The following is an 18,169-nucleotide window of genomic DNA, read 5'->3' on the forward strand; positions in this document are numbered from 1 at the left end:
TTATTCGGCCTGCTTCAGCCCGGTCGCGACGTGCGTCGCGATGGTCGCGAGCCGCCGGCCCTGGACGCGCAGCGCGCCGAGGGCCAGCTCGTCCGGTGCGGCCGACTTGCGGGACACGAAGGAGCCGCCGTACGGGTTGCCGGACTCCATCAGGTGCGGGTCGGTGTAGCCGAGCGGCACGACGATCGCGCCCCAGTGGTAGAAGACGTTGTTGATCGCCAGCAGCGTCGACTCCAGGCCGCCGTGCCGGGTGGACGCCGTCGTGAACGACGTCGCGACCTTGTCGGCCAGCTTCCCCTTGGCCCACAGGCCACCCGTGCTGTCCAAATAGGACTTCAGCTGGGCCGCGGGGCCGCCGAACCGGGTCGGGCTGCCGACGGCGAGGCCGTCGGCCCACAGGAGGTCGTCGAGCGTGGCCAGGGCGTGGTGCGGGCCCGAGTCGATCCAGGCCTGCCAGCGCGGGTTCTGCGCGATCGCGTCGGCGGGCACCGTCTCCGGGACGGTCCGCACCCGGACGTCGGCGCCGGTCTCGCGAGCCCCGGCGGCGAGGCCTTCGGCCAGGGCGGCGGTGTTCCCGGTCGAGCTGTAGTAGACGACGAGTATCCGTGTGCTCACGTCCGCCGACTCTAGGCGGCGTCGGGACGGCGTCTCAGAATCCGGACTTGGGCTGCTGAGGTTTCCACGGGCTGACGGTGTCGGTCGGCCGCGTCGGGTCGTGGAAGCGGGGCCGGTCGAGCTCGCCCGCGCGCAGCGGGATCAGGCCGTCGGTGATCGCCTGCATGATCTTCGCGTGCGCGCGCACCCCCGCGCCCGGGCGCTCCGGCTCGACGTCCGACAGGTCGACGGGGTCGCCGAAGTGCACCCGGAACTTCGGCCGGCGCAGGGGAGCGCTGAGCCCGGAGCGGGCGAGTGGGACCAGGTCGGCCGGGCCGTTGACGGTCTCGGTGCCCCAGTACACGGCTTCGTGCGCGCCCCACTGGCTGATCGGGATCACCGGCACGCCCGCGGCCAGCGCCAGCCGCGCCGCGCCGGTCTTGCCGCGCTCGGGCCACAGGCCCGGGTCGTGGCTGATCCGGCCCTCCGGGTAGACGATGATCGGCTCGCGCGTGGTCTTGAGCGCTTCGACGGCCTCGGCGAACTGCCCGACGGCGGTCGCGGCGACCTTCCGGTCGACCCGCAGGTGGCCGCTGACCCGCAGCGCCGGGCCGATGACCGGGGCGTCCAGGATGCCGCCGGCCAGCATGAACCGCGGGTTGATGCCGATCCGCTTGCACGCGGCCATCAGCACGAACGCGTCGAACACGCCGATGTGGTTGGCGGTCATCAGCAGCGGCTTGCCCCGCAGCTGGGCGGGGATCCGGCCGGAGACGGTGAGCCGTCCGACGAGGTTCACCAGCCCGCGGTCGATGTTGAGCATGGTCCGCCAGATGGCGGGGGCTCGGCGAGAGGTGTTGTCGGAGTGCAGCGCGACCATGGGGCAGAGCATGGCAGACGCCGATTTCACCCGAATGCGCGCTGGCCGATCGGTTCACCCGGATGGCCGCCGGCCCGTCGCCAAGGTCTTGAATGAGTCATTCAGGACCCGGGAAGACCTGAATGACTCATTCAAGACGTTCGGGGGCGACCCTCGCGGCGGCGTGCCCCCCGCTTCGAGCCGGCGCGGCGACCTGGTTCACCCGGATGGCCGCTCGGGCCCGGATGTGAGGCAGAAGTTCACCCTGCGCCGAGAGTGGCGCATGGGACGAACGGCCACGGCCGGTTACCGTTGAGGGCATGGCTGGGTCGGCGACGAGGAAGCGAAGCACGGGAAGCGGCGCGAAGGGGGCTGCGGCGCGTAAGCCGCGTACACCCGCGAAGCCACGTACGTCGTCCACTCGCAAGCCCGCCCCCCGCTCGCGCCGCAAGACGCCCGGGATCTTCGGCAAGGGTGTCCGCGGCACCTGGAACCTGCTGGCCAAGGGCATCGGCACGCTGGCCAGGACCGTCGGCCGCACCCGCGAGCTCGAGGCCGAACACCGCCGTGACGGCCTCGCGCTGGGCCTGATGGCGCTGGCCATCGTCGCGGCCGTCGGGGTCTGGTGGCGCGCCGCCGGGCCGATCGGGGCCGGGGTCGAAATCGCCACCCGGTCCGTCCTCGGGGCCGGGGCCGTGACGCTTCCGCTGGTCCTCGTCGTCGTGGCCGTCGCGCTCATGCGGTCCGAACCGCACCCCGAGACGCGGCCGCGGATGGTGATCGGCACCATCATGGTCGTCCTGTCGGTCCTCGGGATGCTGCACATCTTCACCGCGCTCCCGGCCACGAACGACGGCCGGATGTACGCCGGCGGAATCATCGGCGCCTTCTCCGGCGGCCTGCTCGCCCTGGGGGTCACCACCTGGGTCGCCGTGCCGCTGCTCATCCTCGCGCTCGTCTTCGGCGTGCTCGTGTTCACCGGCACCCCGGTCCGGGAGATCCCGCACCGGCTGCGCAACTGGGGCCTCGACGAAGAGGAGATGGCCGAAGCGGACCAGAAGGCCGGCTTCGCGACCGACGAGGACACCGTCACCGAGGCCGACCCGAAGGCCGCGCGCCTGCGCAAGCCGTCTCGCCGCCGCCAGAGCAGCGGGGACCACGACGGGGAGCAGCTCGACCTCGACGCCGCCCTCGCCGAGCTGCCGACGCCGATCAAGCCCCCCAAGGCGAGCGCAGTCGTGCCCAAGCCGGTCGAGGTCCCCGAAAAGAAGTCGAAGAAGGCCCCGGAGCCGCCGCTCGCCGTCACGCGGACCGTCGAGGGCGACTACCAGCTCCCGCCGCCCGACCTGCTGAAGCTCGGCGACGCGCCGAAGTCCCGCAGCAAGGCCAACGACGCCATGATCGAGGCGATCACCGGCGTCCTGGAGCAGTTCAGCATCGACGCGCAGGTCACCGGCTTCACCCGCGGCCCGACGGTCACCCGCTACGAGGTCGAGCTCGGCCCGGGCGTGAAGGTCGAGAAGATCACCGCGCTGACCAAGAACATCGCCTACGCCGTCGCGACCGACAACGTCCGGCTGCTGGCGCCGATCCCCGGCAAGTCCGCCGTCGGCATCGAGGTGCCGAACTCCGACCGCGAGATGGTCCGCCTGGGTGACGTCCTGCGCGCGCCGACCACGGTCAAGGACAACCACCCGATGGTGATCGGCCTCGGCAAGGACATCGAGGGCCACTTCGTCACGGCGAACCTGACGAAGATGCCCCACCTCCTGGTCGCCGGCTCCACCGGTTCCGGTAAGTCGAGCTTCGTCAACTCCATGCTGGTCTCGCTGCTCGCGCGGGCGACGCCGGACGAGTGCCGGATGATCCTGATCGACCCGAAGATGGTCGAGCTGACGCCGTACGAGGGCATCCCGCACCTGATCACGCCCATCATCACCCAGCCGAAGAAGGCCGCCGCCGCGCTGGCCTGGCTGGTCGAGGAGATGGAGCAGCGCTACCAGGACATGCAGGTCAACAAGGTCCGGCACATCGACGACTACAACAAGAAGGTCAAGTCCGGCGAGATCACCGCGCCGCCCGGGTCCGAGCGCGAGTACCGGCCCTACCCCTACATCATGGCGATCGTCGACGAGCTCGCCGACCTGATGATGACCGCCCCGCGCGACGTCGAGGACGCGATCGTCCGCATCACCCAGAAGGCCCGCGCGGCCGGCATCCACCTGGTCCTCGCGACGCAGCGGCCGTCGGTCGACGTCGTGACCGGCCTGATCAAGACGAACGTGCCTTCGCGGCTGGCGTTCGCGACGTCGTCGCTGACCGACTCGCGGGTCATCCTCGACCAGCCGGGCGCGGAGAAGCTGATCGGCATGGGCGACGCGCTCTACCTGCCGATGGGCGCCGGCAAGCCGGTCCGCATCCAGGGCGCGTTCGTCGGCGACGAAGAAATTTCCGCCGTCGTCAACTACGCCAAGGAGCAGGCGCAGCCGGACTACCAGGACGGCGTCACGGCGCAGAAGGCCGGCGAGAAGAAGGAGATCGACCCGGACATCGGCGACGACCTCGACGTCCTGCTGCAGGCGGCGGAGCTGATCGTGACGTCCCAGTTCGGTTCGACGTCGATGCTGCAGCGCAAGCTGCGGGTCGGCTTCGCCAAGGCGGGCCGCCTGATGGACCTGCTGGAGAGCCGCGGGATCGTCGGCCCGTCGGAGGGCTCGAAGGCCCGCGACGTGCTGATCAAGCCGGAGGAGCTGGAAGGCGTCCTGTTCATGATCCGCGGCGGCGACCCGGTCGCGGCGGACCCGGACGACGAGTAGTGCAACCCGCCGATGGGGTCGTTCCGTCCTGAGCACATGGACCTGCAGCGTTTGGCAGCCGGACTGTTCGCCTTCGCCGTCGTCGCGGTGGGCGCCGGGAGCTCGGTCGCCTCCGGGCAGCCGGTTCCGGCCCGGCCGCCCGCGCCGGCGACCGTGAGCACCACGCCCGGGCAGGAAGTGACCCTTCACCTCGGCGAAGAGGCGGCCGTGCAGGGGAAGGACCTGGCCGTGCGCTACCTGCGGGTCGTCTCCGACTCGCGGTGCCGCCCGAACATGACCTGCATCTGGCAGGGCGAAGCGACGCTCGCGTTCCTGCTGAGCGAGCCCGGCCGCGGCGAGAGCACGACGGCCGAGCTGCACAGCGGGCCACGGACCGGCCCCCAGGCGACCTCGTTCGCCGCCAGCCGCGTCGAGCTGGTGTCGGTGAGCGAGGACGGCCTGGAGGCGACGGTACTGGTCGGCTGAGCGCGAATCAGCTGCCGAACTTGCGCACGGCCTGGTAGTACGTCCAGGCGGCGGCCTTGCAGGCCACGTTGGAGCCGCAGACGCCCTTGAGGTCCGAGTAGAGGTTGTCGTCGATCTTCAGGCGGTTCGCCTCGGAGAAGCGGCCCTGCTTCTTGTAGTTGCGGTAGCCGAAGTCGTGCCGGTGGCAACCGGGCAGGAACTTCCAGCCGAACGGGTTGTCCGGCGCCCACGAGCAGCCGTCCGAGGACCAGTCGAGCTGGCCGTTGTAGGGCGCCTGGCCCCGGATCGTCTCGAAGTTCGAGAGCGAGGTCGAGAAGAGGTACTGGTCGGTGACCGTCGGGATGTCGACGGCCGCCGCGGTGCCGGCGCCCAGCAGGGCGCCTCCGCCGACAGTCGCGGCCACCGCGATGGTGGCCCCCAGGTTCCGGAGAGTCGTGCGCATCGTGTGCAGTCCTTGCTGATCAGGTGGAGGATTAACCAGATCATCTTGGAGCCGGGCGGTGGCGCGCGTCACCGCCCGGAAGGATGTTAAGGGGAAACCTTCAGAATCCAGGCGGTGATTAGGGGTTCAGAGCTCGAGCAGCATCCGGGAGTTGCCCAGGGTGTTCGGCTTGACGTACGGCAGGTCGAGGAACTCGGCGACACCCGTGTCGTGCGAGCGCCGCATCTCCTCGTAGACCTCGTGCGAAACCGGCGTCCCCTGGATCTCCACGAAGCCGTGGCCGATGAAGAAACTGGTCTCGAACGTCAGCACGAACAGCCGCCTGAGACCCAGCTCACGCGCTTCGTCGATCAGCCGGGCCACGAGGACCCGCCCGACCCCCTGGCCGCGGACGGCCTTGTCGACCACCACCGTGCGCAGCTCGGCGATGTCCTCCCAGAGCACGTGCAGCGCGGCCGCCCCGACGACCTCGTCCTCCACCTCGGCGACCCAGAACTCCTGGACCGCTTCGTACAGCGTGACCAGGTCCTTCTCCAGCAGGACGCGGCCGGCGTCCGAGTCGACCAGGGCCTTGATCTTGCGGACGTCGGCGATCCGCGCGCGGCGGACGGCGGGCGAGGCGGACGGCACGATCGTCAACACTGCCACATCGCCCGGCGCCGGCGCCGACACGACCGGGCTACGCCGTCGTCGGCCCGCCCGGGACCGGCGGCTACCCTGAACGTCGTGCCTTCCCCTGCCGTTGACCCTGCCGCCACCCGACGCGTCTCCCTGCTGACCCTGGGCTGCGCCCGCAACGAGGTCGACTCGGAGGAGCTGGCGGGCCGGCTGGCGGCCGGCGGCTGGGAGCTGGCGGCCGATCCGGAGGACTCCGACGTCGTGGTGGTCAACACCTGCGGCTTCGTCGAGTCGGCCAAGAAGGACTCCGTCGACACGCTGCTGGCGGCGTCCGACACGGGCAAGAAGGTCGTCGCGGTCGGCTGCATGGCCGAGCGCTACGGGCACGAACTCGCCGACAGCCTCCCCGAGGCCGACGCCGTGCTGGGCTTCGACCACTACGCCGAGCTCTCCGACCGGCTCGACGACGTCGTCGCGGGCCGCAAGGTCGCCTCGCACACCCCCGGCGACCGGCGCAAGCTGCTGCCGATCAGCCCGGTCCAGCGGCCCGCCGCGGCCGAGACCGTCGAGGTCCCGGGCCACGCGCAGCACGGCTGGGGCCCGCGGGTGCTGCGCACGCGTCTCGACGACTCGCCGGTGGCCGCGCTGAAGATCGCCTCCGGCTGCGACCGGCGCTGCTCGTTCTGCGCGATCCCGTCGTTCCGCGGCTCCTTCGTCTCGCGGCAGCCCGACGAGATCGTCGCCGAGGCGATGTGGCTGGCCGAGCACGGCGTCAAGGAGCTGTTCCTGGTCAGCGAGAACTCGACGTCCTACGGCAAGGACTTCGGCCGCGACGGCGCCACCGCGCTGGAGCGGCTGCTGCCGCGGCTGGCGGAGATCGACGGCATCGAGCGCGTCCGCGTCTCCTACCTGCAGCCGGCCGAGACGCGCCCGCAGCTGGTCAAGGCGATCGCCACCACGCCGGGCGTCGCCGAGTACTTCGACCTGTCGTTCCAGCACTCCAGCGAGCAGGTGCTGCGCCGGATGCGCCGGTTCGGCTCGACGGACTCGTTCCTCGCGCTGACCGAGCAGATCCGCGAGCACGCGCCCGAGGCGGGCATCCGCACCAACGTCATCGTCGGCTTCCCCGGCGAGACCGAGCACGACCTCAGCGAGCTGGAACGCTTCCTGACCGGCGCGCGGCTCGACGCGGTCGGCGTCTTCGGCTACTCCGACGAGGACGGCACCGAGGCCGAGACCTTCGACGGCAAGCTCGACGCCGACGAGGTCGCCGCGCGCGTCACGCGGATCTCCGCGCTGGTCGAGGAGCTGACCGCGCAGCGCGCCGAGGACCGGATCGGCACCTTCGTCGACGTCCTCGTCGAGCTGGACGACGACGGCGAGCTCACCGGCCGCGCCGCCCACCAGGCCCCCGAGGTCGACGGCGAGTGCGTCATCCTCGACGCGCCGGAGAAGACGGAGGTCGGCGACTTCCTGCGCTGCGAGGTCGTGGACTCGGCGGGTGTGGACCTGGTCGTCCGCGCGGTACCGGACGCCGACCGGTGAGTGCGCTCCCCAGCGACGCCGCCGACGAGGGTGTGACGCACGAGGTGCCCGCTCAGGTCCCGGAGCCGACCCCGGTCCCGACCCTGAACATCGCGAACCTCCTGACGCTCTCGCGCTTGGTCCTGGTGCCGTTGTTCGTCGTCGCGCTGTTCACCGGCGACGGCCACGACACCACCTGGCGCGCGATCGCCACCGGCCTGTTCGCCGTCGCCTCCTTCACCGACCAGCTCGACGGCTGGGTGGCGCGCCGGTACGGCCTGATCACCGACTTCGGCAAGATCGCCGACCCGATCGCGGACAAGGCGCTGACCGGCGCCGCGCTGGTCGGGTTGAGCGTGCTCGGCGAGCTGGGCTGGTGGGTCACGATCGTGATCGCCGTCCGCGAAATCGGCGTCACGCTGCTGCGGTTCTGGGTGATCCGGCACGGCGTGATCCCGGCCAGCCGCGGCGGCAAGGCCAAGACCATGGCCCAGATCGCCGCGATCACCGCCTACCTGCTGCCGCTGCCGGCCGGGGCCGACCCGGTCCGCTGGGCGCTGATGGGCCTGGCCGTGGTGCTGACCGTGGTGACCGGCGTGGACTACCTGGTGCGGGCCGTGCGGCTGCGCGCGGCCGGGCGCCGCGTCACCGGGAGCTGACGGTGCCCGAAGTGTCGCGAGTGACTCATTCGCGGCTTCCGGCGTCCCCGATGAGTCATTCGCGACCCGCGGTGGAGCCGGCCGACGAACCGGCCGCCGCCCTCATCGCCGCCTTGACCGCCCGCGGCGAGACCGTCGCGGCCGCCGAGTCGCTGACGGCCGGGCTGGTCTGCGCCACCCTGGCGCGCGTGCCCGGGGCGAGCGCCGCCCTGCGCGGCGGCCTGGTCGTCTACGCCACCGAATTGAAGACCGCGCTGGCCGGGGTCGACGCCGCTCTGCTGGCCGAACACGGCGCCGTCCACCCGGAGGTGGCCGCCCAGCTGGCCGAGGGCGCCCGCGAGCGGTGTGGCGCCACCTGGGGCCTCGGGCTCACCGGCGTGGCCGGGCCGGCCGCCCAGGACGGGGTCGCGCCCGGAACCGTGCACGTCGGGCTCGCCGGGCCGGGAACACGCACAGTCCGTACCCTGGCCCTGCACGGCGACCGGGACTTGATCAGGACCGAATCGGTCCGGGCGGCGTTTTCCCTGCTCGGGGAACATCTGACCTGAAATGGGCGTTCGCCCTTGGCGTACGGGCACACCAACTCCTGCGCTCGGGGCACCGCTCTGGGTAACGTAGGGGGTACTTGTACGGAAGGGAGGCGCGTGATGACCGTGCTGTTGCGTGAGGCGATCGGTGATCGGCTCCGTCATGCCCGCACCAACCAGCGTCGTACGCTGCGCGACATCTCCCGCGCCGCCAGGGTCAGCCTCGGCTACCTCTCCGAGGTGGAGCGGGGCCAGAAGGAAGCGTCGAGCGAGCTGCTCGCGTCCATCTGCCAGGCCCTGGACCTTCCGCTCGGCGAGCTGCTGCACAAAGTGGCGGCGGACGTTTCGGCCCTCGACAACGTCGAGGTCGCACCGGTCGACGAGCGGATCGTGGAGGGCGCGCCCCGGGAGAAGGTGCCCGAGCGCGGTGCCAAGGCCTCCGCGGCCGGCATCGAAGGCGGCCGCCTGATGTCGGGGCTGATCGGCAACGACCTCGCCGACCTGCGGGTTTCCCCGGCGCCGCGGATGAACACCACCCTGCGCACGACGATCGGGCAGCCGAAGCTGGCCTCGACCATCGCTGCGTAGCGAGAGGCAGACGCGAAGACGGCCCTGGGCAACCCGCCCGGGGCCGTCTTCGTGGGGACAGGCGCCAGGCGGGTGCTCGCTGCCCCCCTGAGCTGGCTTTTTCCGGGAGGCGGAGGCGTGCGGCACAGGTACCCCGACTTCTCCCGCGGTTGGTTCCGAGGTCCGGACACGACCACACCGCCGGGCCGATTTCGGCCGTCGGCCCCGGGCAACCCGCCCGGGGCCGTTCGCGTTACCTACGGGGGTGATCAGGGGCGAACCCTGAAATCCCCCGGGGTCGCCTGGAACGGACGTGGCCGACCTGACACGATGGAACCCAACGCCGGGGTCGGTGCGTTGCATGTGCAGGGGAGCGACGCCCCACCCCGAGTACCTAGGCCCGTGGGACGCAAGAAGGCAGGCGGAGGAGATGGCCAACCCGTTCGTGAAGTTCTGGAAGTACATGATGGCGGCGTTCTCGTCGAAGATCGACGAACACGCCGACCCGAAGGTACAGATCCAGCAGGCCATCGAGGAGGCGCAGCGCAACCACCAGGCGCTGACGCAGCAGGCCGCCTCCGTGATCGGCAACCAGCGGCAGCTGGAGATGAAGCTCAACCGGCAGCTCGGTGACGTCGAGAAGCTGCAGGCCTCGACCCGGCAGGCCCTCGTCCTCGCGGACGAAGCGCGGTCGAAGGGTGACGAGCAGAAGGCTGTCGAGTTCGAGAACGCCGCGGAGAGCTTCGCGACGCAGCTCGTCACGGCCGAGCAGAGCATCGAGGACCTGAAGACGCTGCACGACCAGTCGCTGCAGGCCGCGGCCCAGGCCAAGAAGGCCGTGGAGCGCAACTCGCAGATGCTGCAGCAGAAGCTGGCCGAGCGCACGAAGCTGCTCTCGCAGCTGGAGCAGGCGAAGATGCAGGAGCAGGTCTCCGCTTCGCTGAACCAGATGAGCCAGCTGGCGGCGCCGGGCAACACGCCGTCGCTGGAAGAGGTCCGCGACAAGATCGAGAAGCGCTACACCACGGCGCTGGGCTCGGCCGAGCTCGCCCAGAACTCGGTCCAGGGGCGCATGATGGAGGTCCAGGCCTCCACGACGCAGCTGGCCGGTCACTCGCGGCTCGAGCAGATCCGCTCGTCGATGCGCGGTGACTCGGTCGCCCAGGTGACCGATGGCGGCGCGGCGGCCCAGAAGCCGGCGAGCAGCAGCTCGGCCGACATCCAGCGCGAGATCCAGGCGCGTGTGCAGGCCGAGCAGGGCAAGAACCCGGCCTGACGCGGGCAGCGAGTTCTAAGGGGGCGAGCATGGGGCAGCAGGGCAGGCGACGCGACTTCAGCGAGTTCAGCGCGAAGCTGGAGAAGCACATCGAGAAGCTGCCCGACTACGCCGTGCGCGCTCAGGAAAAGCTCCAAAAGGTGCAGAAGTACTTCCCGCCGGCCGACCAGGCCGGCGGGAAGCCCGCACCGCAGCGTCCTCGTCCGAACCCGCTGCAGCGGCCGCCGGTGCGGCGGCCCGACATGTCGGCGACATTCTCGACGATGGCGAACCAGGTCCCGGCGTTCGCCGAGGCCCGGGCCAAGTGGGACCGCTGGAACCACCCGGCCGCGAAGCACGAACGCCGCAAGCGCCGGACGTCTCGCGCGATGACGCTGTGGATCCTGCTGACGATCCTGTGCGGCGTCCTCGCCGTGGCGGCCGGGCTGGGCTGGATGAGCGCCGCCGGCGCGCCGATGATGCCGCAGGCGATCATGGCGTTCGCCGGAGCCGTCGTCTTCGGCACGTTCGGCGTCCGCAGCGGGCTCAAGCTGCGGGAACTGAAGCGCACCCCGCTCCCGTCCGCACCGGCCGGCCCGCCGCCGCTGCCGCCCGCGGGATCCGCCGCGCGCGAGCCGATGGAACGGCTCGCGGAGTGCGAGGCGTCGCTGGGCGAGCTGCTGCGCCAGCTCTCCGTACCGTCCTCGGTGGGCACGACACCGGTGTCCGAAGTGTCCGTCGCGGACGCCGGGCAGACCGCGACCGAAGCCGCCGCCGCCCTGCGCGGCCTGGCGGGCCGCATCCAGGCGATCGAACGCGGCCGGAACTCCGCCCCGGCCCGCGAGCAGGCGGCCCTGGACGCGGCGGTCGGCAAGCTCCGCGAACAGCTCGAAGACGGTCTCGAGGGCTACCGCGGCCTGGTCGCCGCGGCCGGCCACACGGTCGCCGCGTCGAGCGACGGCCTCGTGACGTCCAAGCAGGCCCTCACCGACGCCACCGACCGCCTGGCCGGCCTGGCCATGGCCCTGCGCGAACTCTCCTGACCCCGGCCCGGCGTGATCCGGGCCGTAACTCGCGTGATCAGACCCGGAACTCGCGTGATCAGAGCCGTCACGGCTCCAATCACGCGAGTTCCGGCTTCAATCACGCCAGTTACGTCCTCGATCACGCGGATTCGGCCTCCGCTGGGCCGTTGGGATTCGAAACTCGGCCGTTCGGGTGCCGCATCCGACGGAATCGGGTCTTCGTCACCCCGCGTGCGTGATCGTGCGTTTCACCCCGGCGTCGCGCCCTGTTCACCTCTTGGTGCCGAAACCCGCGCGTAATCGGAAACAGCTGGCTACGGAAACGTCGACCACCTAACGTTTCTGTCATGCATGCAGAGGTGTCACTCGCCGGGAGGCCCGCCGTGCTTTGAGGATCGCCGGTGCCGACCGTACACAGTGGACTTTCTCGATCGCCGAGGGAAGGACGCCCCGTGAACACGCTCCCGCCGGACCCGGATCCCGCACCGCCCACCCCACCGAGCGCCTCGCAGCGCGTCATCACGGCCTTCGAGCGCATCACCGAAGCCAACCGTCCCGAACTCTGGTCCACCCTCCGCGCCGTCGAGGACGTCCTCGTCGACGCCAAGGCCGTCGAAGAACGCGTCCAGGCGGGGGAGGACCTGCCGCTGGCGGGCACCGTCTTCGCCGTGCCGGAGCTGATCGACGTCGCCGGGCAGCCGTCCGGCCGTTCGGTCCCGGAAACCAGTGCCACGGTCGTCTCCCGGCTCACCGCGGCCGGCGCCGTCGTGCTCGGCAAGACCGGGGCCGCCACCGTGGCCTCGGCCTGGGACCGGACGAAGACCGGGGGCCGTGGCGCCGCGGTCGCCGTCGCGCTGGGCATCGTCGACTTGGCGCTGAGCACCGCGGGCGCGGTCCCGGCGGCCCTGAACGCCGTCGTCGCGCTGAAACCGACCCGCGGCCTGCTGCCGATGACCGGCGTCCGTTCGTCCGAAGCCGTCTCCGTGTACACGACCGGCCTGGTCGCCGGCCGTCGCGCGCTCGCCCTGATGACCGGACCGGACGGCCTCTCCACGGCCCGCACCTGGCCCGCCGACGTCCGGCTCGGCGCCGGCGAACACCCGCGCGTCGCGTACCCGAGCGACCTTCCGCTGGGCCCGGCCGCGGCCATCGCGTTTCAGGACACCGTGAAGCGGCTGACGGCGGCGGGCGTCGTCCTCGAGCCGGTCGAGATCTCGGCGGGGGTGCCGGACGGCTTCGACGCCCTCCTCCTGCCCACCGTGCCCGACCACCCGGAGCTCGCCGAGGCGCTGGCCGACCCGGCCGCCGTCAACCACCGCCTGGCCGCCTGCACCGCCTTCGCGAACCTGCTCGACCTGGCGGCGGTCACGGTCCCGGTGCTGCCGGGCGACAAGCGCCCGTTCGGCGTCACGTTCCTGACGCGGGCGTTCGAGGACCAGATCGGTCTGGACCTCGCGACGGTCTGCACGGACGAGCCCATGACGCCCTACCCGGAACCGGGCGAGGACGTCGTCGTGTTCGGCGCGCACCTGCGCGGCCAGCCGCTCAACGCCCGGCTCACCGAGCTCGGCGCCCGGTTCACCCGACCGGTCCGGACCACCGAGGGCTACCGGATGGTGCTGCTGGACACCGAACCGCCGCAGCCGGGCGTGCTGGACCACGCCGAGGGCAGCAGCCTCGACGGCGAGTGTTGGCGGCTGTCCCCGGCGGCGTTCGACCAGTTCGTCACCACGCTGAAGGACCCCTTCGTACTGGACCGCGTCGAGCTCTACGACGGTTCCCGGCCCCTGGCGGTCCGGTGCGCTCCGACAGCGGACGGGAGCGGTCTGGACCGCTACGAATCCTGGCGCGGCTACGTCCGGTTCACCTCTACCGCCGGGCTGCGAGACCCCGGCTGACCCGGCGCACCAGGCCCGGCCCGTGCAGCGCGAACCCGCTGTAGAGCTGCACGAGCGACGCCCCCGCGTCTACCAGCCGGACGGCGTCGTCCGGGCCCATGATCCCGCCGACGCCGATGATCGGCAGGCTCCCGCCGGTGTGGTCGTGCACGAATCGCACGACCTCCGCCGCGCGGGCGGTCAGCGGCCGGCCGGACAGTCCTCCCCCCTGTCCGGCCAGGCCGCTCTCCACGGGCGCGATGCCGTCGCGGGCGAGCGTCGTGTTCGTGGCGATGATCCCGGCGACGCCGTGCTCGAGCGCGACCTCCAGGAGTTCGGCGAGGGCGTCGTCGGTGAGGTCCGGCGCGACCTTCACCAGGATCGGTGTCGGGGTGCCTGAGCCCGCCAGCTCCGTGGCCGTCGTGCGCAGCTCGCCGAGCAGCTCGCCGAGCGCGGCACGGTCCTGCAGCTGCCGCAGCCCCGGCGTGTTCGGCGAGCTGACGTTGACGGCGAAGTAATCCGCGTACGGGTACAGCGCACGCAGGGAGAAGCGGTAGTCCTCGACGGCGTCTTCGAGGGGCGTGACCTTCGACTTGCCGATGCTGACCCCGAGCGGCACGCCGGGTTTCCCGTCGCGGGCGAGCTTGGCCGCAAGCGCTTCCGCGCCGTTGTTGTTGAAGCCCATGCGGTTGATCACCGCGTCGCTGGCGGGGAGGCTGAACAGCCGCGGCTTCGGGTTGCCCGGCTGGGCCAGCCGCGTCACCGTGCCGACCTCGACGAAGCCGAAGCCCAGCGCGGCCCACGCGGGCAGCGCGCGGCCGTTCTTGTCCATCCCGGCGGCGAGGCCGACGCGGTTGGGGAACCGCAGGCCCAGCACGGTCACCGGGTCGTCGACCCGCAGGGCGCCGCCGACCGCGGGCGCGACCTTGCCGAGCCGGGCCAGGGCGCCGATCGTGCGCTCGTGCACCAGCTCGGGGTCGTGGTAGGACAGCCGGTACAGCGCCGGGCGGACGATCTTGTCGAAGAACACGCCCCCATGCTGCCAAACCGCGCGAACCGCGCGACCGGAGCGTCACTTTCACGTGAAAGTGACCGCTACGCGCCGGCGGCCCGCAGGTCCTTCCACTCGTCTTCGAGCATCGCGTAGACCAGCTCGTCGGTCCACTCGCCCTTGACGATCTCGTTCTCCTTGAGGTGCGCTTCCCGGCGCATCCCGAGGCGCTCCATCAGCGCGGCGGACGCGGTGTTCCGGCCGTCGCACCGGCCGATGATCCGGTGCAGCCCCAGATCCTCGAAGCCCAGCCGCAGCAGCTCCGTGGTCGCCTCCGCGGCCAGGCCCTTGCCGTGGTGGTCCGGGTGGAAGACGAAGCCGATCTCGCCCTGCCGGTGCTCGCTGCTGAGCCACTCCAGGTTCAGGTCGCCGATCAGCTGCCCGGTCGCGGCCAGCTCGACCGCCACGGCCAGGAACTGCCCTTCCTTGGTCAACGTCGAGCTGTGCACCCGTTTCGCTAGCGCCGCGGCCGATTCGGCGCGGCTGCGCGGGCCCCAGTAGAGGTAACGGGCGACGTCGGCGCGGGACTGGAAGGAGTTCAGCGCGTCGAGGTCGCCGGATGTGAACGGGCGCAGGAGCAAGCGTTCCGTGGTGACCGGGTAGTCGGGCCGGAGCATGCTTCCAGGCTAGCGACCTTCAGCCGTCCGGGGGACAGAACGGAGTAAGGCGGTCGTCGAATCCCGTGGTCGGATCGCCGGGCGGTCATCCAGCGTCGTCAGGCGGCTTGACCTGCACAAATGAGCGCATGAAGGAACCCCCGGGGTGTCTCTCGAACGCCGTCAAACGTCCGAGTCCGAGCCGGACTGGTGCTCGGAAACCCCGGGGGCACGGTGACTGCCTGGTATTCGCTATCAGGCATCACGTGGAGCAGGCGATGAGCCGAAGGTGGCTCAGCTGTAACGCTGCTCAAAGTCCTCCACGTGCCATCCGCTAGCGGACAGCCACCTCACAAGTCCTGTTGGAATACAACTTAGGACCACCTCCTCTCTTGTGTACTGCCACGCTAGGCGAAGATCCCGGTGTCCGGCAACGTCAATTCTGTGATCTCGGTCCGCAGGAGCGCTTTGCGCCGCTCGTCGAGGAAGGACGCGTCGACGGCGTTCTCCGCCAGCCGCACCAGTTCGGCCGGGGTCAGCCCCAGGGTTTCGGCGACGGCGACGTACTCGCCGGTGAGCGTGGCGCCGAACATCGGCGGGTCGTCGGTGTTGAGCGTGACGACGACGCCGTGGTCGAGCATCCGCCGCACCGGGTGCGCGGCGAGGTCCGGAACCTGGCCGGTGCGCACGTTCGACGTCGGGCACACTTCGAGCGGGATCCGGTGTGCCGCAAGGTGGTCCAGCAGGGCCGGGTCGGCGGCGCAGCTGGTGCCGTGGCCGATGCGCTCGGCGCCGAGGTCGTGCAGCGCGGACCAGATCGTGGCCGGGCCGGTGGTTTCGCCGGCGTGCGGGACGCTGTGCAGCCCGGCTTCCCTGGCACGGGTGAAGAACGGCTCGAACTGCGCGCGGCCGACGCCCAGTTCCGGGCCGCCGAGGCCGAAGGACACCAAGCCCTCCGGGCGTTCGCGCAACGCGAACACGAGCGTCTCCTGCCCGGCCTTCGTGCCCTTTTCGCCGGGAATGTCGAAACACCAGGCCAGTTCGACGCCCAGTTCGGCGGCGCGGGCCCGGCCGGCCGCGAGCCCGGACAGCAGGTCGTCCCCGGGAACGCCGTCGAGCAGGTGGTTGTAGGGCGTCACGGTGACTTCGGCGTAGCGGCAGTTCTGAGCGGCGAGGTCCGCGGCCAGGCCCGCCACGAGCGTGTGGACGTCGTGGCGGTCGCGCACGAGTGAGGTGACCGCGAGGTAGACGGTGAGGAAGTGGCCGAAGTCGCGGAAGGTGAAGAACTCCGCGAGCTCGCGCTCGTCGGTGGGGACGCCGGCGGACGGCCGCCGCCGGGCCAGCTCCAGGACGGTCGGCAGGCTCGCCGAGCCGACGAGGTGGACGTGCAGTTCGACCTTGGGCAGGGCGTGCGCGAACGCGCGCAGCGCCGGCCCGGCCGGGATTTCGGGCATGACGAAGCTCCCTGGGAGTGCGGAAGGGTGACGAAGGGACGCGCGCGACTCAGGGAGCGAGGTCGCCGCGTTCGGTGTCGGCCCCGTAGAGCGGGAGCTTGAACGACGTCACGGGCTCAGCTTAGCTCGCGGGAACGGGACCGTGCTGGTCTTTCGGGCAGAACCACGTCGGCCGCCGCTGGACGTCGTGGCCCTGCGTGCGGACCTGGACCCGGCCGCCGCAGCGGAAGCAGCCCTGGCGGGTGCGCTCGTAGACCCAGTTCTTGCGGTTGCGGTCGAGGTGGCCGGTGGTGCTCTGGTCGAAGCGCCCGGCGGTGGCGTTGGCCAGCAACAGCTTGCGGGCCAGCGCGACCGTGGCACGTGCGTCCACTTCGGACACCGGCGTCCACGGGGTCACGCCGAGCAGGAAGGCGATCTCGCACTTGTAGAGGTTCCCGACGCCCGCCATCACGCGCTGGTCGAGCAGCGCGAGGCCCAGCTCCCGCTCGGGCTTCGCGGCCAGGGCCGCGGTCGCGCGGGCCGCGTGCTCGTCCGTCCACTGTGGATCCAGCAGGTCCGGGCCGAGGTGGGCGACGAGGTCGCGTTCCTTCGGCGTGGCCACGAGCTTGAGGTCGTGCACGCGGAAGCCGATCACCTGGACGTCGGCCGCGGTCAGGACGACGCGGGCGTGGTGACCGGGCCGGCGCCACTTCGCGCCGGCCGGGTAGACGTCCCACATGCCGTCCATCATCAGGTGCGAGTGCAGGGTGAGGTCGCCGGAGAAGCGCGTGAACAGGTGCTTGCCGACCGTCCCGACGCCGAGTACTTCGCGGCCGGCCAGGTCCACAGTGGCCAGTTGCGGCACGCGGAACTGCCCGCGCAGCAACGTCTTTCCCGCGAGTGCCCGGTCGAAGCGCTTTCCGACGAGGTACACGGTGTCACCTTCGGGCACGGCTCACCCCGTGGATTCGGACACCTCGGCCGGGGCCTCGGGCGTCTCCGGGGCCGGGCCCTCGGGCCAGTCCGGGCCCTCGGGGTCTTCGCCGGCGATGCGGTGGCGGCCGGCCCGGTTGGAGCGCAGGATCTTCGCCAGCACCATGTTGAACGTCAGCGCGATCTCCTGCGCGCCGGGCGAATGCCACTCGTGGATCGGGCTGCACGCGCCCTGCGCCTGCTGCACGGCCAGCCGGTCGGGGATCGCCGTCGGCATCACCAGCGAGCCGAAGTTGTCGCGCAGCTCCGCGATCCGGAACTGGTGCTCGTAGGAACGCACGCGCAGCTTGTTCACCAGGACGCCGATCGGGCGCAGGTCCGGGTTGAGCTCCTTGCGGATCTTCTCGATCGCTTCCAGGGCCCGGTTCGCGCCGGCGACGGCGTAGATCGTCGGCTCGGTGACGATCAGCGCGCTGTCCGCGCCGACCAGCGCCGACTTCGTCAGCCGGCCCAGCGACGGCGGGCAGTCCAGGATCACCAGCTCGTACGGCGTCTCGCGCAGCGGCGTGCGGTGCAGCTCGTCCAGCGCGCGGGAGAAGTTGGCGAGCCGCTCGCTGCCGGCGTCGGGGTCGTTGAGCAGTTCCAGCTCTTCGGTGCCGACGAGGACGTCGACGTCCTCGCTCCAGACGCTCGGCGCGATGGCGCGTTCCAGCGTCTCGCGCGTCGGGTTCTCGAGCACGTCGGCGAGGGTCGCGTCGGTGTACGGCGGGTCGAGCGAGGTCGTGGCGTTGCCCTGCGGGTCGAGGTCCACGACCAGCGTTCGCGTGCCCCTACGCAGGGCGGCGGACGCGATACCGAGAGCGACCGTCGTCTTGCCGACGCCTCCCTTGAGGCTGAGTACGGCGACCGTGTGCACGTTCACCAGCCT

The 18,169-nt window shown here is 71.3% G+C and carries 18 protein-coding genes; 9 read left to right on the forward strand and 9 right to left on the reverse strand.

Features of this window, described 5'->3' with window-relative positions:
• Entirely contained in the window at positions 1-615 is a 615-nt protein-coding gene (gene wrbA / locus AB0M59_RS48170) for an NAD(P)H:quinone oxidoreductase (protein WP_364629318.1), read from the reverse strand.
• Between the two features lie 34 nt (positions 616-649).
• Positions 650-1,474 carry a lysophospholipid acyltransferase family protein gene (locus AB0M59_RS48175; RefSeq protein WP_364629321.1) on the reverse strand — a complete coding sequence of 275 codons (825 nt, stop codon included), beginning with the start codon at positions 1,472-1,474 and terminating at the stop codon, positions 650-652.
• Positions 1,475-1,773: 299 nt separating this feature from the next.
• Here AB0M59_RS48175 and AB0M59_RS48180 point away from each other — a divergent pair, with 299 nt between their 5' ends.
• On the forward strand, positions 1,774-4,269 hold the full coding sequence (locus tag AB0M59_RS48180) for a DNA translocase FtsK (protein ID WP_364629324.1): 2,496 nt from the start codon (positions 1,774-1,776) through the stop codon (positions 4,267-4,269).
• 36 nt (positions 4,270-4,305) lie between these two features.
• The gene (locus AB0M59_RS48185) at positions 4,306-4,734 is read left to right on the forward strand and encodes a hypothetical protein (RefSeq protein WP_364629327.1); all 429 of its coding nucleotides are present in this window, start codon (positions 4,306-4,308) and stop codon (positions 4,732-4,734) included.
• A gap of 7 nt (positions 4,735-4,741) precedes the next feature.
• On the opposite strand, the gene AB0M59_RS48190 is transcribed toward AB0M59_RS48185, so the two are convergent.
• Together AB0M59_RS48190 and AB0M59_RS48195 are read right to left on the reverse strand one after the other, a co-directional pair.
• A complete protein-coding gene (locus tag AB0M59_RS48190) occupies positions 4,742-5,176 on the reverse strand; it encodes a phospholipase (protein ID WP_364629330.1) in 435 nt (144 codons plus the stop codon).
• A 126-nt stretch (positions 5,177-5,302) separates the two neighbouring features.
• Complete coding sequence (locus AB0M59_RS48195; RefSeq protein ID WP_364629394.1) at positions 5,303-5,806, reverse strand: amino-acid N-acetyltransferase; 504 nt, start codon at positions 5,804-5,806, stop codon at positions 5,303-5,305.
• A 96-nt stretch (positions 5,807-5,902) separates the two neighbouring features.
• Between AB0M59_RS48195 and rimO the strand changes: the two genes are divergently transcribed.
• From rimO to AB0M59_RS48230, 7 genes are all read left to right on the forward strand, one after another.
• Positions 5,903-7,339 (forward strand): 30S ribosomal protein S12 methylthiotransferase RimO, encoded by a 1,437-nt coding sequence (rimO, locus tag AB0M59_RS48200; RefSeq protein ID WP_364629333.1) that lies wholly within the window; start codon positions 5,903-5,905, stop codon positions 7,337-7,339.
• On the forward strand, positions 7,336-7,977 hold the full coding sequence (gene pgsA / locus AB0M59_RS48205) for a CDP-diacylglycerol--glycerol-3-phosphate 3-phosphatidyltransferase (protein WP_364629336.1): 642 nt from the start codon (positions 7,336-7,338) through the stop codon (positions 7,975-7,977). The genes rimO and pgsA overlap by 4 nt, the downstream gene beginning before the upstream one ends.
• A gap of 50 nt (positions 7,978-8,027) precedes the next feature.
• A complete protein-coding gene (locus tag AB0M59_RS48210) occupies positions 8,028-8,525 on the forward strand; it encodes a CinA family protein (RefSeq protein WP_364629339.1) in 498 nt (165 codons plus the stop codon).
• Positions 8,526-8,624: 99 nt separating this feature from the next.
• Complete coding sequence (locus AB0M59_RS48215) at positions 8,625-9,092, forward strand: helix-turn-helix transcriptional regulator (protein WP_364382760.1); 468 nt, start codon at positions 8,625-8,627, stop codon at positions 9,090-9,092.
• A gap of 409 nt (positions 9,093-9,501) precedes the next feature.
• On the forward strand, positions 9,502-10,347 hold the full coding sequence (locus AB0M59_RS48220; protein WP_364629341.1) for a PspA/IM30 family protein: 846 nt from the start codon (positions 9,502-9,504) through the stop codon (positions 10,345-10,347).
• Between the two features lie 29 nt (positions 10,348-10,376).
• Positions 10,377-11,369, forward strand: a complete 993-nt coding sequence (locus AB0M59_RS48225) for a hypothetical protein (RefSeq protein WP_364629344.1) — start codon at positions 10,377-10,379, stop codon at positions 11,367-11,369.
• Between the two features lie 434 nt (positions 11,370-11,803).
• On the forward strand, positions 11,804-13,249 hold the full coding sequence (locus tag AB0M59_RS48230; protein WP_364629347.1) for an amidase family protein: 1,446 nt from the start codon (positions 11,804-11,806) through the stop codon (positions 13,247-13,249).
• Here the strand turns inward: AB0M59_RS48230 and AB0M59_RS48235 are convergent.
• The 5 genes from AB0M59_RS48235 to AB0M59_RS48255 form a co-directional block, all read right to left on the reverse strand.
• Complete coding sequence (locus tag AB0M59_RS48235; protein ID WP_364629350.1) at positions 13,221-14,258, reverse strand: quinone-dependent dihydroorotate dehydrogenase; 1,038 nt, start codon at positions 14,256-14,258, stop codon at positions 13,221-13,223. The two genes, AB0M59_RS48230 and AB0M59_RS48235, sit on opposite strands and share 29 nt — an antisense overlap.
• Positions 14,259-14,323: 65 nt before the next feature.
• Entirely contained in the window at positions 14,324-14,896 is a 573-nt protein-coding gene (locus AB0M59_RS48240; protein WP_364629353.1) for a GNAT family protein, read from the reverse strand.
• Between the two features lie 386 nt (positions 14,897-15,282).
• Complete coding sequence (gene add, locus AB0M59_RS48245; RefSeq protein WP_364629355.1) at positions 15,283-16,329, reverse strand: adenosine deaminase; 1,047 nt, start codon at positions 16,327-16,329, stop codon at positions 15,283-15,285.
• A 121-nt stretch (positions 16,330-16,450) separates the two neighbouring features.
• Positions 16,451-17,260, reverse strand: a complete 810-nt coding sequence (locus AB0M59_RS48250; protein WP_364629358.1) for a DNA-formamidopyrimidine glycosylase family protein — start codon at positions 17,258-17,260, stop codon at positions 16,451-16,453.
• Positions 17,261-17,263: 3 nt separating this feature from the next.
• Entirely contained in the window at positions 17,264-18,157 is an 894-nt protein-coding gene (locus tag AB0M59_RS48255) for a ParA family protein (protein ID WP_364629361.1), read from the reverse strand.
• Positions 18,158-18,169 lie beyond the last annotated feature (12 nt).

Source organism: Amycolatopsis sp. NPDC051371 (assembly GCF_040682155.1).
Classification (GTDB): domain Bacteria; phylum Actinomycetota; class Actinomycetes; order Mycobacteriales; family Pseudonocardiaceae; genus Amycolatopsis.

Bases quoted from the DNA above. Each gene is read 5' to 3' on its own strand.
- AB0M59_RS48185 (WP_364629327.1), top strand. From the start codon at position 4,306: ATGGACCTGCAGCGTTTGGCAGCCGGACTGTTCGCCTTCGCCGTCGTC.
- add (WP_364629355.1), bottom strand. From the start codon at position 16,329: ATGCCCGAAATCCCGGCCGGGCCGGCGCTGCGCGCGTTCGCGCACGCC.
- AB0M59_RS48240 (WP_364629353.1), bottom strand. From the start codon at position 14,896: ATGCTCCGGCCCGACTACCCGGTCACCACGGAACGCTTGCTCCTGCGC.
- AB0M59_RS48180 (WP_364629324.1), top strand. From the start codon at position 1,774: ATGGCTGGGTCGGCGACGAGGAAGCGAAGCACGGGAAGCGGCGCGAAG.
- AB0M59_RS48190 (WP_364629330.1), bottom strand. From the start codon at position 5,176: ATGCGCACGACTCTCCGGAACCTGGGGGCCACCATCGCGGTGGCCGCG.
- AB0M59_RS48210 (WP_364629339.1), top strand. From the start codon at position 8,028: ATGAGTCATTCGCGACCCGCGGTGGAGCCGGCCGACGAACCGGCCGCC.
- AB0M59_RS48175 (WP_364629321.1), bottom strand. From the start codon at position 1,474: ATGGTCGCGCTGCACTCCGACAACACCTCTCGCCGAGCCCCCGCCATC.
- AB0M59_RS48220 (WP_364629341.1), top strand. From the start codon at position 9,502: ATGGCCAACCCGTTCGTGAAGTTCTGGAAGTACATGATGGCGGCGTTC.
- AB0M59_RS48225 (WP_364629344.1), top strand. From the start codon at position 10,377: ATGGGGCAGCAGGGCAGGCGACGCGACTTCAGCGAGTTCAGCGCGAAG.
- AB0M59_RS48215 (WP_364382760.1), top strand. From the start codon at position 8,625: ATGACCGTGCTGTTGCGTGAGGCGATCGGTGATCGGCTCCGTCATGCC.